This window comes from Promicromonospora sp. NPDC060271 (assembly GCF_042726755.1).
Classification (GTDB): Bacteria; Actinomycetota; Actinomycetes; order Actinomycetales; family Cellulomonadaceae; genus Promicromonospora.
Map to the genome: position 1 here is coordinate 15,091 of NZ_JBHXBG010000062.1, position 14,536 is coordinate 29,626.

Here is a 14,536-nt window from a genome sequence, read left to right on the forward strand (position 1 = left end):
AAGGCCCGTTGATCCAAGTTTCGCCGAAGCTTGGATCAGGGAACCGCCGCCGTGCTGCACTCACCGGCCCCCTCACATCCCTGTGAGGAAGAGTTTCGGCCCGGGTAACGACCGGCGCACCAGCGCGAAAAACCAGCGCTCTACGGTCAAGGCATGGTCAACTCGGGCAATACTCAGCACCTCGTCGTGATCGGCGGCGGCATGGTCGCGCAGCGGCTCGTCGAGGCCCTGCGCGCCCGGGACGACGCCGGCCGCTACCACGTCACCGTCTTCGCGGAAGAGCCCCGCGTGCCCTACGACCGCGTGGGTCTGACCCGCTGGTTCGAGGACGGCGCCGAGGGCGTCGCCCTGGGCGACCCGGCCCTGTGGTCGGACCCGTACGTCACCCTGCACACGGACCGCAAGATCGACTCCATCGACCGCGAGGCCAAGACGGTCACCGACCGCCTCGGCAACGTCCACGCGTACGACGAGCTGGTGCTCGCCACCGGCTCCAGCGCGGCCATGCCGCCCATCCCGGGCAACGACCTGCCGGGCGTGTTCGTGTACCGCACCATCGACGACGTCGCCGCGCTGCGCGGCTGGGTCGAGGAGAAGCGCCGCAGCTACCCCGAGGGCAAGCCGGTCCGCGGCGCCGTGATCGGCGGCGGCCTGCTCGGGCTGGAGGCCGCCGGCGCGCTGACCGCGCTCGACGCCCAGGCCACGGTCATCGAGTTCGGCACGCACCTGATGGGCGTGCAGGTCGACCTCGGCGGCGGCCAGGCGCTGAAGCGCCTCATCAACGCCCGCGGCATCGGCGTCCGCGCCGAGACCGCGACCAGCCAGATGAAGCCGCACCGCCGCACCGGCCACGTGGGCCGGCTGGAGTTCGCTGACGGCGGGCGGCTCGACGTCGACGTCGTCGTGGTCGCCACCGGCGTGCGTCCCCGGGACGAGCTCGCCCGCGCGGCCGGCCTGCCGATCGGCGAGCGCGGCGGCGCCGTCGTCGACCTGTCGTGCCGTACCGAGGACCCGCACATCTGGGCCGTCGGCGAGGTGGCCTGCATCGAGGGCCGCTGCATCGGCCTGGTCGCGCCCGGCAACACGATGGCCGAGGTCGTCGTGGACCGGCTGCTCGGCGGCCTCGCGGAGTTCCCCGGCGCGGACACCGCCACCAAGCTCAAGCTCTCGGGCGTCGACGTCGCCTCGTTCGGTGACGCGCACGCCCGCACCGAGGACGCCGTCGAGGTGGTCTGGGCCGACCCGGTGGCCGGCGTCTACAAGAAGCTCGTCCTGTCCGACGACGCCCGCACCCTCCTCGGCGGCGTCTTCGTCGGCGACGCCGGACCGTACGCCAGCCTGCGCCCGATGCTCGGCGCGGAGCTGCCCGGCGACGACCCGAGCGCGTTCCTCCTCCCCGAGGGGGGCGGCGGCGCCCCGAACCTCGAGCTGCCGGACGAGGCGAACGTCTGCTCCTGCAACAACGTCTCCGCCGGGGCGATCCGTGGCGCCGTCACCGAGCACCAGTGCACCGACGTCCCGGGGGTCAAGGCGTGCACCCGCGCCGGCACCACCTGTGGCGCGTGCCTGCCGCTGGTGAAGAAGCTCGTCGACACCGAGCTGGAGCGCGCGGGCATCGAGGTCAGCACCGCGCTGTGCGAGCACTTCGAGATGTCTCGCGCCCAGCTCTTCGACGCCGTCCGGGTCGCCGACCTGCACTCGTTCAGCGACATCGTCGCCCGGTTCGGGCAGCCGGACAGCCGCGGCTGCGACATCTGCAAGCCGGTCGTCGCCTCCATCCTGGCCAGCCTGGGCAACGGTCACATCCTCTCCGGCGAGCAGTCCACGCTGCAGGACACCAACGACCACATGCTCGCCAACCTGCAGAAGGACGGCACGTACTCGGTGGTGCCCCGGATGCCCGGCGGCGAGGTCACGCCCGAAGGACTCATCGTGGTCGGCGAGGTCGCCCGCGACTTCGGGCTCTACACGAAGATCACGGGTGGCCAGCGCATCGACATGTTCGGCGCCCGCGTCGAGCAGCTTCCCGACATCTGGCGCCGCCTGGTGGACGCCGGCTTCGAGTCAGGGCACGCGTACGGCAAGTCGCTGCGCACCGTGAAGTCGTGCGTCGGGTCGACGTGGTGCCGGTACGGGGTCCAGGACTCGGTGGGCATGGCCGTCGAGCTGGAGCTGCGCTACCGCGGCCTGCGCTCGCCGCACAAGCTCAAGATGGGCGTGTCCGGCTGCGCCCGCGAGTGCGCGGAGGCGCGCGGCAAGGACGTGGGCGTCATCGCGACGGACAAGGGCTGGAACGTGTACGTGGGCGGCAACGGCGGCCAGACGCCGCGGCACGCGAAGCTGCTCGCCGAGGACCTGACCTCGGAGGAGCTCCTGCGCACCATCGACCGGTTCCTCATGTACTACGTGCGCACCGCCGACCGGCTGCAGCGCACCGCGCCGTGGATCGAGGAGGTCGAGGGCGGCCTGGAGGGCGTCCGCGAGGTCATCATGGAGGACTCGCTCGGCATCTGCGCCGACCTGGACGCCGCCATGGCCCGCCACGTCGAGAACTACGAGGACGAGTGGAAGGCCGTGCTGGAGGACCCGGAGAAGCTGCGCCGGTTCTCGTCGTTCGTCAACGCCCCCAAGGACGCCGACCCGTCGCTCGCGTACGTCGAGGAGCGCGGCCAGCGCCGCCCTGCGACGGCACAGGAGCGCGCGTCCGGCGTCGTCATCGCGGGCCCGAAGCTGGAGGTACGAGCATGAGCGTCAACGACGTGTCAGAAGTAGAGGTCACCGGGGTGGCCTGGGAGTCTGACAGCTCGGGGGTGGCTCGGTGGGAGCGAGCCTGCCTGCTTACCGACCTCTTTCCCGAGCGGGGCGCGGCAGCGCTCTTCGGCGACGTGCAGGTGGCGCTCTTCCGCCTCGCGGAGGACCCGGCGGACCCGGTGCCGGGCGGGCGGGTGTACGCCGTCCAGAACCTCGACCCGTTCTCCGCGGCGCACGTGATGTCGCGCGGGATCGTCGGCACGCGGGGTGGCGTCCCCACCGTGGCCGCCCCTGTCTACAAGCAGGTGTTCTCCCTGGTCACCGGCGAGTGCCTGGTCGCGGCGGACAAGACCCCCAAGGAAGGCCTGCCGCCGGACCTGACGACCTACCCGGTAGAGATCCGAGACGGCGTGGTCCACGTAGGTCTGCCATGACCACCCCCGCTGAGTGCGGGATATTCGCCCCTCCAGCGGCCTCTGAAGGGCCGAAAAGCCAGCACTCGACGAGGGGTCGGGTGACGCTGGTCGGGGGTGGGCCTGGGGCCGTGGATCTCCTGACCCTGCGGGCTTGGCGTGCGCTGCAGTCGGCGGACGTCGTGGTCGCGGACCGGCTGGGGCCCGTCGAGATCCTCGCCGAGCTCCCGCCGCACGTCCGCGTGGTCGACGTCGGCAAGGAGCCCGGCCGGCACCCCGTGCCGCAGGAACGCATCAACGAGATCCTCGTGGAGCACGCGCTGGCGGGCGCGCACGTGGTGCGCCTCAAGGGCGGCGACCCGTTCGTGCTGGGCAGGGGCGGTGAGGAGGTCGTCGCGTGCGTGGCCGCCGGCGTGCCGGTCGAGGTCGTGCCCGGGATCACCTCCGCCGTCGCCGTGCCCGGCCTGGCCGGGATCCCGCTCACCCACCGTGGGGTCACCACGGGCTTTCACGTGGTCTCCGGCCACTGCGCCGCCGGGTCGGACGGCGCGTCCGAAAGGTCGGGACCGCTCGATGCCGCCGCCGTGGCCTGCGTGCGGGATGCCACGGCTACTCTTGTAGTACTGATGGGGGTGCGGTCCCTCGGCGCGATCGTGGCGCAGTCCCTGGCCGCAGGCGCAGATCCCGCAACCCCGGTGGCGATCGTGGAGAACGGTTCCACCGCGGAGCAGCGCGTCACCCGGGCGCGTCTCGACGAGGCGGCCGGCGTGGCAGCGGTTCGCGGGGTGCGGTCACCCGCGGTCGTCGTCATAGGACGCGTGGCAGCAGAAGGCCTCCTGGAGGGTACGAGTGAGCGACGTCTGGCGGGTGCCGGTGTCTGATGTCGTAGCGCCTGCGCACGCCCAGGCGGCCCACCCGGCGCTGGGCCAGGTCATGGCCGGCGCGACGGTTCTCGTCACCGCCGAACGCCGGGCGTCCGAGCTCGCGGCGGCCCTGGAGCGGCGCGGCGCCACGATCCGGCACGCGCCGGCGCTGAGCATGATTCCGCACGTCGACGACGAGACCCTGATCGCGGCGACCCGCGCGATCCTCTCCGCGCCGCCGGACGTCCTGGTGGTCACCACCGGGATCGGCTTCCGTGCCTGGACCGAGGCCGCCGACGCGCACGGGCTCGCCGAGCCGCTCCTCGAGCTGCTCGCCGGGACCCGGATCGTCGCGCGCGGCCCCAAGGCCCGCGGTGCCATCCAGGCCGCCGGCCTGCAGGCGGACTGGGTCGCCGAGTCCGAGACGTCCGCCGAGGTGGCGGAGGTGCTGCTCAGCGAGGGTGTGCAGGGTCTGCGCATCGCCATCCAGCACCACGGCGCCGGCGCCGACGGTCTGGACGAGGTGTTCGAGAAGGCGGGCGCGCAGGTCGCCAGTCTCGTGGTCTACCGGTGGGGACCGGCGCCCGATCCGGCGGCGCTGCGCGCCTCGGTGCACGCGCTGGCCGACGGCGAGATCGACGCCGTCGTCTTCACCTCCGCCCCCGGCGCCGAGGCCTGGCTCCGGACCGTCGAGGAGGAGCGGCTGCTCGACCGCGTACGCGCCCGGTTCGCCGACGGCGGGACGGTGGCGGCCGCCGTCGGGCCCGTGACGGCGAAGCCGCTGGAGAGCCGCGGGATAGTGCCGCTGCAGCCCGAGCGCGGCCGGCTCGGGGCGCTTGTCCGCGCGCTGGTCGGGCACTACGAGCACATCGACTCCGTCGCACTGAACACGGTCGCCGGATCGCTGGTGATCCGGGCACGCGTCGCGGTGCTGGACGGAAAGGTGCTGCCCCTGTCGCCGACGGGCGTCGCGGTGCTGCGGCTGCTCGCCGCGGCCGAGGGCGACGTCGTGCCGCGTGAGCAGGTGCTTGCCGCGCTGCCCGGTGACTCGCAGGACACGCACGCCGCCGAGGTCGCGATCGCGCGCCTCCGCGAGGCTGCGGGCCGCCGCGACCTCATCCGCACGGTGGTCAAGCGCGGCTACCGCATCGAGCTGGCCTGACTTTCTCTCCGAGGCTGGACGAGATTTCTCGTCACCGGCATCATCGTTCGCCTCCCCCCACCCGTCAGGGAGCATGAAGAGGGAGAGGGGGCGTCTGACATGGCGCAGTGGGAGACAGAGCTCGAGGAGCTCATGGCGCGGCGCAGCCGCGCGCTGGTCGGTTACGCGTACACGCTGACGCGCGACCTGCCGCGGGCCGAGGACCTGGTGCAGGACGCGCTGGTCAAGGTGTTCTCGCGCCTGCGCCGTCCGGCCGGGGGCGGCGACGGCGGACAGAGCATGCGCCTGGACCACGACGAGCCCCGGCTGACCAACGCGGAGTCCTACGTGCGCCGGGCGATCCTGACGATCTACCTGGACGGTTACCGGCGGCAGAGCAGCTGGACGGGCATCAAGCACCTGCTCGCCGACGATTCCTTCGCACCCGCGGCGGAGCGCGCCGCGACAGCGAGGGTCGACGTCGGCCTGGCGCTCGCGCGGCTGTCCCCGCGGCAGCGCGAGTCGGTGGTGCTGCGGTTCTTCGAGGACATGACGGTGCCCCAGATCGCGCAGACGCTCGGGACGAGCCCCGGCACGGTCAAGCGGCACCTGTCCAACGCGATGGAGCTGCTGCGCACGTCGCTCGCGGAGCTGAACGTGCCGGAGATGGAGACCGCGTTCGAGGACCGCCTCGGCGCCGTGTCGGGTTCGGTCCGCCGCCGTCGGGCCGTGAAGGTCGGCGCCCTCGGTGGGGCCACGCTGGTGGTGGCGGGTCTGCTGGCCGTCGCCGCGCTGTGGGGACCCGACCGCCTCCTGTCGGAGCCGGTGCCGCCGGCCACGCCGAGCCCTGAGGTGTCGAACGCGTCGGTCGGCGCCGGCTGGGTACCACTCGGCTGGACGGGTAAGGGGGAGCAGTTCCACTGCGGTATGGAGGTGACGGACCTGACGTCGACGTCGGACGCCGTGCGCCTGGAGCTCACCGGCGACCTCGAGCTCGTGGAAGGTGTGGAGGACGGCAGCGGGCACCCGGACGACCATCTGTCGGCACCCATCAGGATCTCCCGGCCCGACGCCGAAGGGGATCTCGACGGTGGTTACCCTCAGCTCGTCTTCGCACAGGACGGCCTGGTGACCGACATCAGCGCGGGCTGGACCGAAGGCGGATACGCGCTGCCCGGTGGCCGCACGTCCATGGATCGGGTCGCCGAGGCGGGTGCGACCACCGCGTGCGGGGCGTGGACGACACGCGGTCTGACCGGCTGGGAGGAGTACCTGGACGCGCGCCCGGCCGGCACGTACGACGTGTACGTGGTGCTGCCGTGGACCGATCTCGAGGCGAACGGCGCGGCCGGCGCGAGCGGCGTCGCCGTCAGCGAGCCGGTCACCATGGAGGTCCCAGCGGTCGAGGTGCGGGAAGAGGCGCCGTTGGACGTCGAGATCCGTGACGGCTACCAGCCGCCGTGGCTCGAGGGTACGAGCCTGGCTTGCGGCGTCCATGCGTCCGACATACCGGGCGGCTCCTGGGCGCGCGGGATGCTGTCGGGCCTGGAGCTGAACATCGATCCCTCCGACGACGAGGTGACCCTCCGGCTCACCGAGACCGAGGGGGAGCCCATCGACACGACCCGCACGCCGTTCACCCTGGTGTGGCTCCGCGACGGGCGCGTGGTCGGGGTCGGCAGCGACGTGTGGTCCGATCCGGTGGAGCGATTCCAGGTGGACGCCGACGGCGAGTGGTCCGCCGTCGTACCGATCACCGAGCCGGACCGGACGTGTCTCACGGACCCGGACGCCGGGCTGCCGGACGGGGAGTACGAGGTGTACGCCCTCACGGAGCTCGACCCCGGCTCGGGTGGCGAGCGGCAGTTCCTGTCCGCGAGCGTCAGCAGCCATACCGTCCAGGAGTGACCCTCGGTGGGTGGCGGAACCGCCGACCAACGAAACCCTCGTGTGGCGCGTCATGGGGGGTGTGGAGACGATGACGGCACATACGCACCCGGGGGGTGGGGGCCATGGCGGGGTGGGAGAGCGAGCTCGATGAGCTCATGCGAGCACGTGGCAGCGCGCTCGTCCGCTACGCCTACATGCTCTCGGGCGACCGTGCGCTGGCCGAGGACCTGGTCCAGGACGCGCTGGTCAAGGTCTACTCGCGACTGCGCGGCACGCCCGCCGTCTCCGGCGCGGTGGGCGTGCCGCAGGGCAGCCAGGCGCACGACCTCGACTCCCCGTTCACGAACGCCGAGGGCTACGTGCGACGGGCGGTGCTGACCATCTATCTGGACGGCTACCGCAAGCGGCAGCGCTGGACGGGGATCAAGCACCTCCTGGCCGACGACCTCAGCACCCGCGGCGCCGACCAGGCAGCCTCGGCGCGCATCGACGTGATGGCGGCGCTGGCCCGCCTCGGCGCCCGCGAGCGGGCCTGCGTGGTGCTCCGCTACTTCGAGGACATGACGGTGCCGCAGATCGCGGACGCATTGGGCACCGCCCAGGGAACTGTCAAGCGGTACCTGTCTGATGCCACCAAGAACATGCAGGAGTACCTGCGCCCCGACGACTTCCGACCCGCCGAAGGGAGGGCTGCCCGATGAACGACTACCGCAACGACAGCTGGACCGAAGACGACGACTTCCTGAGCGGCGCGCTCCGTGACGCCGCCGACAAGATTCCCGGTGGGGAGGTGGACGACTTGCACATCTCGTTCGGAGTGGTGCGTGACCGCGTGCGGCGCCGTCGCGCCGCCAAGATCGGCAGCCTCGCCGGTGTCAGCCTCGTGCTGGTGGGCGGGATCGCCTTCGGCGCTACCCAGACGCCGCTGCTGAGGAGCGATGGTCCGGTGCTTCCCGGTCAGTCCCAGGGCACGTTCATGACCCCGGGCCCGGACGGCTCCGCGAGCGATTCCGCGACGCAGGCGCCGGAGCCCAGCGAGGGCCGGTCGCCCGCCCAGGACGACATCGAGTTCGGCTACACGCCCTCGTGGCTCGCGGATCTCGGGCTCGGCCTGGAGTGCGGTATGCCGGCGGCTGATCTGAGGACGACGGCAGCGGGCTGGTCCGTGGCGGCGGCAGGCGACATGTATGCCAGGGTCTCGAACTACGGGGGCGTCTCGTCACCGAACTGGTTCATGGCGGCGACGGTCCAAAGTGGGGATGGGTCGCTCGACGTGCCCCCGACCGTCGTCTGGAGCCAGGACGGTGTGGTCGTGGACCTGGGGGTGAACGTCTTCGGCGCGCCGGGCTCGCAGGCCGAGCCGCTGCTCGCGTCCGGGGACGGAGCCGTCGAGGCCCAGGCTCGTGTGGCGTCGACGTGCATACCGACCGAGACCGGGAACCGCGACACGTTCGAGACGTCGCTCCCGGACGGCGACTACGAGGTGCAGGTGATCGCCTTCCCGGAGGTCGCCCCGGGCCAGTGGGCGGCCGCGGTGAGCGAGCCGGTAGCGGTCCACCTCGACGGCACCGGCGCGCACAGCGCGACCGGGGCACGCGGCGGGGCGGCGACGATCGAGCCACTGGCGTCCGACGAGAACGAGCTGACCCGGTTCACGCTCGACCGCACCACCGACTGGGTCCTCGCGGAGCAGGAGCAGAGCAACTACAGCTCTGCCGGCCGCGCGCGCCTCACCGGTCAGTGCGAGAGCGTGAGCACCGGCGACTCGGTGCCGTTCGACATAGTGGTGCCGTCGACCCAGGAAGTGGTCGTCTCCGGCTCCATCAGTTGCGACGTCACCCAGCACTTCACCACCATCGAGGTGCCGGACGTCGGCGGGGAGGTCCTCGACATCCGGCTCGGTGACGTGCCCGACGGCGTCGCGCGGCTCGAGGCCGTCCTTGCCCCGGGCGGCGGTGACACCGGTGATCCGGCAGCCGACTGCTCGGCCAGCGACCTGAACCTGGAGTACGACCCGAGCCGTTCGCCGAGTGCGGGTGCGAGCGACACCGCTCGGGCCATCGTGGACGCGGCCAAGGACTGTGACTCCGACCGGCTGGTCGAGCTGGCCATGCAGTACTCGACGGAGCTGATGATCACCGGCGAACCCGCCGAGGACGTCTTCGCCCTTCCGGAGGGCGACGTGCAGCACTACCGCACCCTGGTCGCCCTGCTGGCCGGGACCGGGGGCGCGTTCAACGGCGGGGACGCCGGCAACCGGACAGTGGTGTGGCCCCGGGTCGTCGCCGAGGAGTTCCGCGACTCCGACGAGGCGTGGCAGGAGGTGGTGGACGCGGGCCTGCTCACCCAGGAGCAGGCCGACGCCCAGCGGGCCGACGAGACGTTCGGCTACACCGGGATGCGGATCGCCATCGACGAGTCCGGCGCCTGGCGGTACTACTCCGCCACGCCATGATGTGAACGCCCGGTCCGGACGGTTCGTGTCACAACGGTTCTTGTGCCCCGCTCGTACCAGTGTGTGAGCGGGGCACAAGGCCCGCCGCGGCGAACGGGACGAACACATGACCGGTAAGGCGTTTGGCCAGAGGGCGGGGGCATCGTGAGCACCCGCTGGGACGACGAGCTCACGGACCTCGTCACGAGCAGAGGGCGCGCCCTCGTGGGGTACGGGTACGCGCTGACGGGTGACGTGCGGCGGGCGGAGGACCTGGTCCAGGACGCCCTGGTGCGCGTCTTCCGGCGGTTCCGCCGCCCCGAGGCGGCAGGTACGTCCGGTCGCACGGAGTTCCCCCTGAACGACGGCGGGAGCCACGCGGGCATCGAGGCCTACGTGCGCCGCACGATGCTCAACCTCTATGTCGACGAGAGCCGCCGGTTCGCGCTGTGGCGCAAGGCCGAGCCCAAGCTGGCGGTGCCGGACCAGATCAAGGCGCCCGCGTCGGACATCACCGCCCGCGCGGACGTGACGGCGGCGTTGCGGGGCCTGACCCCGCGTCAGCGCGCGTGCGTGGTGCTCCGCTTCTACGACGACCTGACCGTGCCCCAGATCGCCACGACCCTCGGCATCTCGCAGGGCACCATCAAGCGATACCTGGCCGACGGGATCCACGCGCTGCGTGGGGTGCTGGTGCCGGAAGGAGAGCTCACATGAGCGGGTACGACGATCTTGGGTTCGACGGCGACCTCGGCCGTGGCCGCGACGTCCTGAAGCAGACCATCGGCGCGCTGGTCGACGGGGCCACACCGGCCGGCGTGCCGAGTACACCGGAGGAGAACCTCGGCCTGCTGCGCCGCCGGGTGCGCACCTGGCGTATCGCCAAGGCGGGGGCGGTAGGGCTGACCGGTGCCGTCGTGGTGGGCGCGCTCGCCTTCAGCACCGCGCAGGCCTCGACCTGGACCCGGACGGAACCACTGCCCGGCCGCCCCACCATCGAGAGCACCGAGCGAGGCCCCGTGCCGTCGGAGATCCCGACGACGCGCATGTCGCCGAGCCCGTCGGCGTCCGCGAGCCCGTCGGCGTTGCCGTCGCCGTCCGGCACGCCCGAGGTGGAACCGTCGGGGGGCGCGGTCGCCGATCCGGAGCCGGAGCCGAGCGCGTCGTCGGTGGAGACGGATCCGGCCGACCTGATCACCGCGCCGTTCGACGACGGGTACCGGCCCTGGGTCGACGAAGTACGCGCGTGGTGCGGCATGCCGGACGCGGATCTGGTGACGACGAGCTCGTCGGTGGCGATCGAGATCACCGGCGACCTGACCTATGCGCGCGGGGAGGGAGGATCCATCCCGGTCCGGCTCACGGGGGAGATTCCGGGTTACGACGGTCCTGAGGGCCCTGAAGGGATCGGGAGTGGAGCGATCCTGGTCTGGTCGCAGGGCGGGCGTGTGGTCGACCTGGGCGAGTACTGGCGAGAGGCCAACTACGAGATCCCGCCGGCACTCAACGAGACGGGGGAGTGGACCGGCGTGGCGGAGGTACCCCCTTACAGCACCTGTATCGAGGCGGACCGGATCGAGGATGCGCCGGACGGCTACGACAACGTCCGCGCGGCCGGGACGTACCAGGTGCGGGCCGCGCAGTCGCAGATCGTCGGCGACGGCGAGACGGAGCTGCTCTTCAGCGAACCGGTCACCGTGACGATTCCCTGACCGCGGAGCCGGATCTGTTGAGCCGGACAGTTGAGCCGGATCCTTGAGCCAGACGCCCAGGTCGCCCGAGCGGCCTGGGCGTCCGGCACGTCAGGAGCGAACCGTCCGGTAGCTCGCCACCGTCGCCGCGCTCCGGCGCCGGCCCCAGCGGTCGAGGCGTTCCCGGCCCCGGCGACCGCGGCCCAGCACGCGGTACCGCCACGTGTTGAGCGGCAGGAGATACGCGTGCGCCCACGCCGGACGCAGCGGTAGGCCGAGCTCGCGCATGCTGCGCACGCCGAGGAACGTCGTCAGCATCGACAGCAGCCGTTCCCGCTCGAACCCCGCCCGGAACGGCTGCCACCAGGACGGCCCGGGGTACGTTCGCTCGGCCTGCGCGGCGACCACCGCCCGGGCGAGGAGCGGCCCCGCCTCGGAGATCCCGGCCTGCGCGAGCAGCACGTGGTAGTTGAGACGGTGCCGCTGCCACTCGTCGTCGACCAGGAAGTCCGGGTGCACGCCCAGCAGGTGCCCCACCCACCGCCAAAGGTGCATCAGGGCACGGCTGTCCGACGGCGGGACGGGGACCCCGAGCGCCCGGCACCCGAAGATCTGGGTGCCGTCGAACAGCCCGAGCGTCGCGGCCTGGTCCGCCTGGTTGATCGGCAGGCCCCAGCGCGCGGTGTCCCAGCGGTCTCGCCCGCCCTGCCGGTCCGTGCTTGGGTCCGGGTCCGCGAACGACGCGTTCACCAGTGCGTGCATCAGGCGGACGTGCACGGTGGCCCGCCAGGCGGGGGCGTACGGCCGCAGCGCGCCAGGTTCGGACAACCCGACCGTCCACTCCTGTGTCTCCTCCAGCCGGCGCAGTGCCCCGCCGGTCAGCGCGCCGGTCGCCGCGAGCAGGTCGGTGGGGCCGCCGAACCGGTACCCGCCGACGAGGGAGAGCTGGAGCAGCACGTCGGACGAGTTCTGCCCGAGCCGCCGCTGTACGGCCGCGCCCTCCTCGACGAGCTCCCAGTCCACCCAGTCGGGCACGGCGGTGACCTCGTCGAGGAATCGGCGCAGGGGTTCCGGCATGGCCCCGCCTGCGAGCGCCGTCCGGAGCTGCTTGTGGGTCACGCGTCCGGGAGTACCCACGGGCAGCCGCATCGCCGCGGCGAGTGCCGCCCCGGCGTCGTCCTGCTCGAAGAAGGCGCGGCCGATCCGGTCCAGCAGTGCCTCGTCGACATCGCGTGCCCGGCCGAGCAGGCGCAGCGGCCGGCCGATCCGGGCGCCGCGCGCCTCGGCGGAGCGGAACCGGAGCGGGTACGCCGGCGCGGCGGGCTGCTCGACGTCGTCCGTGGTGCTGGCCATCTCCCTATCCTGACCCGACTGCTCGTGCACCGACAGGAATCCGATGCCGAACTCCCCCAACCTCCTGGCGGGCTGGTTCGTCGACACGGTCAGGACAGCAGGAAGGAGCCGGCAATGGGCTGGCACGAAGACCTGGAGACGCTTGCCGCACAGCGCGGCAGCGTGCTCGTCGGGTACGCGTACACGTTGTGCGGCGATGTGCGGCAGGCCGAGGACCTGGTGCAGGAGGCGTTGGTCAAGTACTGCTCCCGCCTGGTGCGGCCGGGCGGCCGGCGCGGCGCTGCGGCGTCGGGCATGCGGACGGTGCCGCTGGACGGGCGGCAGGACCCGCCCCAGCGGCAGGCCGTGGAGTTCGCCGAGGCGTACGTGCGCCGCATGGTGCTGAACCTGTACCTGGACGGCTGGCGCCGCCGGAAGAAGTGGGCGGACATCGAGCCGCAGGTCGCGACCAACGACCGGGTGCGGTTTCCCGACTCGGGCATCACCGCCCGGGCCGACATGGTGCAGGCGCTCTCGCGGCTCTCGCCCCGGCAGCGGGCGTGCGTGGTGCTGCGCTACTTCGAGGACATGACCATCAACGAGGTGGCGGAGACGCTCGGGAACGCGCCGGGCACCGTCAAGCGCCACCTCCATGACGCGCTGCACGTCCTGCGGGACGTGCTGGAACCGGCTGGATCGGCCGCTGGACCGGCCACGGCAGAGGGAGCATTGGGATGAACCAGCACGACGACGGCCGGGGCCAGGACCACGGCTGGGTGGATCCGCCGGAGGCCGGTCTCCTGAAGCAGACGCTGGGCGCGATGGCGGGCGGGGTCGACCCCACGTCGCCCACCGGCCCGGCCGCGACCATGACGGCGATGAGCAGGCGGGTGCGGCGGCGTCGGACGGCGAAGCTGGGCGGGCTCGGTGGCGGTGCTCTAGCGCTGGTGGGCGCGCTGGTGCTCGGGGCGGGGCAGCTCGCACCCGCTGCCCCGGACCAGTCCGAGCTCCTGCTGCCGGGGGGATCCGCGCCCTCGCAGTCGGCTGAGGCGTCGGCGTCGGCGTCGACCAGGCCGGACCTCCCGATCCGGGACGGCTACCAACCCGACTGGCTCGCTGGGACCGACCTGAGGTGCGGCATGCCGGTGGCCGACCTGGAGTCCACGGCGCAGGGCTGGTCGGTCGCGTCGTCCGGCGACATCTACGAGCGGTCGGGAGACCTCAGCGGCGGCGAGCCCGCGACGCAGCGCGGCATGGCAGCGACCGTCAAGGAGGGGGAAGGGACGCTCCACGGGGCCCCCGTACTGGTGTGGAGCCAGGACGGCGTGGTGGTGGACCTGGGAACCGACGTCTTCGCGGCGTCGGACCTGCGCGCTCCGCTGCTCGGTTCCGGGGCGGATGCCATCGAGGCGCTGGGCGGTCCGGTCACGACCTGCATGCCCAGCGGGACCGGTGACAGCACCGTCTTCGAGACACCGCTGCCCGAGGGGGACTACGACGTCCGGGTGGTCGCGCTCCCGGAGGTCCCGTCGGGCGACCTGGCGATCGCGGTGAGCGATCCGGTGCAGGTCCGGATCGACGCAGACGGCGCCCACAGCCCGACCGGCGAGCCTGGTGGTGAGTCGGTGATCGAGTTCCCGGAGCCGGTCGGCGGCCAGGTCGCGCGGTTCGACCTGGACCGCACCACCGACTGGGTCACCGCGAAGCTGACCCGGCCTGTCTACTCGTCCGGCACGCCGATGCGGGTCGTGGGCCGGTGCGACGGACCGGACCCGGAGGCCCTGCTGCCGATCGAGGTGGTGCTGTGGCCCACCGGCGACGTGCTCACGTCCACCCAGATCTCCTGTGACGGGGACGAGGCAGGGGAGGAGGTCGAGATTCCGGCGGACGCGGGGGCGACCCTCGACATCCGGCTACCCGGCATCCCCGACGGCGTAGGCCGAGCCTGGGTCTCCCTGGAGCCGGCGACGCCGGAGAGCTGACCCACCGACGTGTCAGACGCCCAGGTCACCCGGGTGACC

At 72.4% G+C, this 14,536-nt stretch carries 12 protein-coding genes; 11 read left to right on the plus strand and 1 reads right to left on the minus strand.

Annotated elements, in window-relative coordinates; translation table 11 throughout:
• Positions 1-153: 153 nt before the first annotated feature.
• The 9 genes from nirB to ACFWE2_RS11755 all read left to right on the plus strand — a co-directional run bounded on the left by nirB (position 154) and on the right by ACFWE2_RS11755 (position 11,204).
• Positions 154-2,748 (plus strand): nitrite reductase large subunit NirB, encoded by a 2,595-nt coding sequence (gene nirB, locus ACFWE2_RS11715; RefSeq protein WP_377224400.1) that lies wholly within the window; start codon positions 154-156, stop codon positions 2,746-2,748.
• A complete protein-coding gene (locus ACFWE2_RS11720) occupies positions 2,745-3,185 on the plus strand; it encodes a nitrite reductase (NAD(P)H) small subunit family protein (protein ID WP_377224401.1) in 441 nt (146 codons plus the stop codon). Before nirB ends, ACFWE2_RS11720 begins: the two co-directional genes overlap by 4 nt.
• Positions 3,186-3,265: 80 nt before the next feature.
• On the plus strand, positions 3,266-4,045 hold the full coding sequence (cobA, locus tag ACFWE2_RS11725; protein ID WP_377224402.1) for a uroporphyrinogen-III C-methyltransferase: 780 nt from the start codon (positions 3,266-3,268) through the stop codon (positions 4,043-4,045).
• A 52-nt stretch (positions 4,046-4,097) separates the two neighbouring features.
• Positions 4,098-5,189, plus strand: coding sequence for a uroporphyrinogen-III synthase (locus tag ACFWE2_RS11730; protein WP_377224412.1), 1,092 nt, complete (start codon positions 4,098-4,100; stop codon positions 5,187-5,189).
• Between the two features lie 99 nt (positions 5,190-5,288).
• On the plus strand, positions 5,289-7,076 hold the full coding sequence (locus ACFWE2_RS11735; RefSeq protein ID WP_377224403.1) for an RNA polymerase sigma factor: 1,788 nt from the start codon (positions 5,289-5,291) through the stop codon (positions 7,074-7,076).
• A 104-nt stretch (positions 7,077-7,180) separates the two neighbouring features.
• Positions 7,181-7,759 (plus strand): sigma-70 family RNA polymerase sigma factor, encoded by a 579-nt coding sequence (locus ACFWE2_RS11740; RefSeq protein ID WP_377224404.1) that lies wholly within the window; start codon positions 7,181-7,183, stop codon positions 7,757-7,759.
• Positions 7,756-9,513 carry a hypothetical protein gene (locus tag ACFWE2_RS11745; protein WP_377224405.1) on the plus strand — a complete coding sequence of 586 codons (1,758 nt, stop codon included), beginning with the start codon at positions 7,756-7,758 and terminating at the stop codon, positions 9,511-9,513. The genes ACFWE2_RS11740 and ACFWE2_RS11745 overlap by 4 nt, the downstream gene beginning before the upstream one ends.
• A gap of 144 nt (positions 9,514-9,657) precedes the next feature.
• Positions 9,658-10,209 carry a sigma-70 family RNA polymerase sigma factor gene (locus ACFWE2_RS11750; RefSeq protein ID WP_377224406.1) on the plus strand — a complete coding sequence of 184 codons (552 nt, stop codon included), beginning with the start codon at positions 9,658-9,660 and terminating at the stop codon, positions 10,207-10,209.
• Positions 10,206-11,204 carry a hypothetical protein gene (locus ACFWE2_RS11755; RefSeq protein ID WP_377224407.1) on the plus strand — a complete coding sequence of 333 codons (999 nt, stop codon included), beginning with the start codon at positions 10,206-10,208 and terminating at the stop codon, positions 11,202-11,204. Before ACFWE2_RS11750 ends, ACFWE2_RS11755 begins: the two co-directional genes overlap by 4 nt.
• Before the next feature lie 90 nt (positions 11,205-11,294).
• On the opposite strand, the gene ACFWE2_RS11760 is transcribed toward ACFWE2_RS11755, so the two are convergent.
• Positions 11,295-12,536 (minus strand): oxygenase MpaB family protein, encoded by a 1,242-nt coding sequence (locus tag ACFWE2_RS11760; protein WP_377224408.1) that lies wholly within the window; start codon positions 12,534-12,536, stop codon positions 11,295-11,297.
• A 114-nt stretch (positions 12,537-12,650) separates the two neighbouring features.
• On the opposite strand from ACFWE2_RS11760, the gene ACFWE2_RS11765 reads away from it, so the two are divergent.
• The gene (locus ACFWE2_RS11765) at positions 12,651-13,253 is read left to right on the plus strand and encodes a sigma-70 family RNA polymerase sigma factor (protein WP_377224409.1); all 603 of its coding nucleotides are present in this window, start codon (positions 12,651-12,653) and stop codon (positions 13,251-13,253) included.
• Positions 13,250-14,497, plus strand: a complete 1,248-nt coding sequence (locus ACFWE2_RS11770) for a hypothetical protein (RefSeq protein ID WP_377224410.1) — start codon at positions 13,250-13,252, stop codon at positions 14,495-14,497. Before ACFWE2_RS11765 ends, ACFWE2_RS11770 begins: the two co-directional genes overlap by 4 nt.
• Positions 14,498-14,536 lie beyond the last annotated feature (39 nt).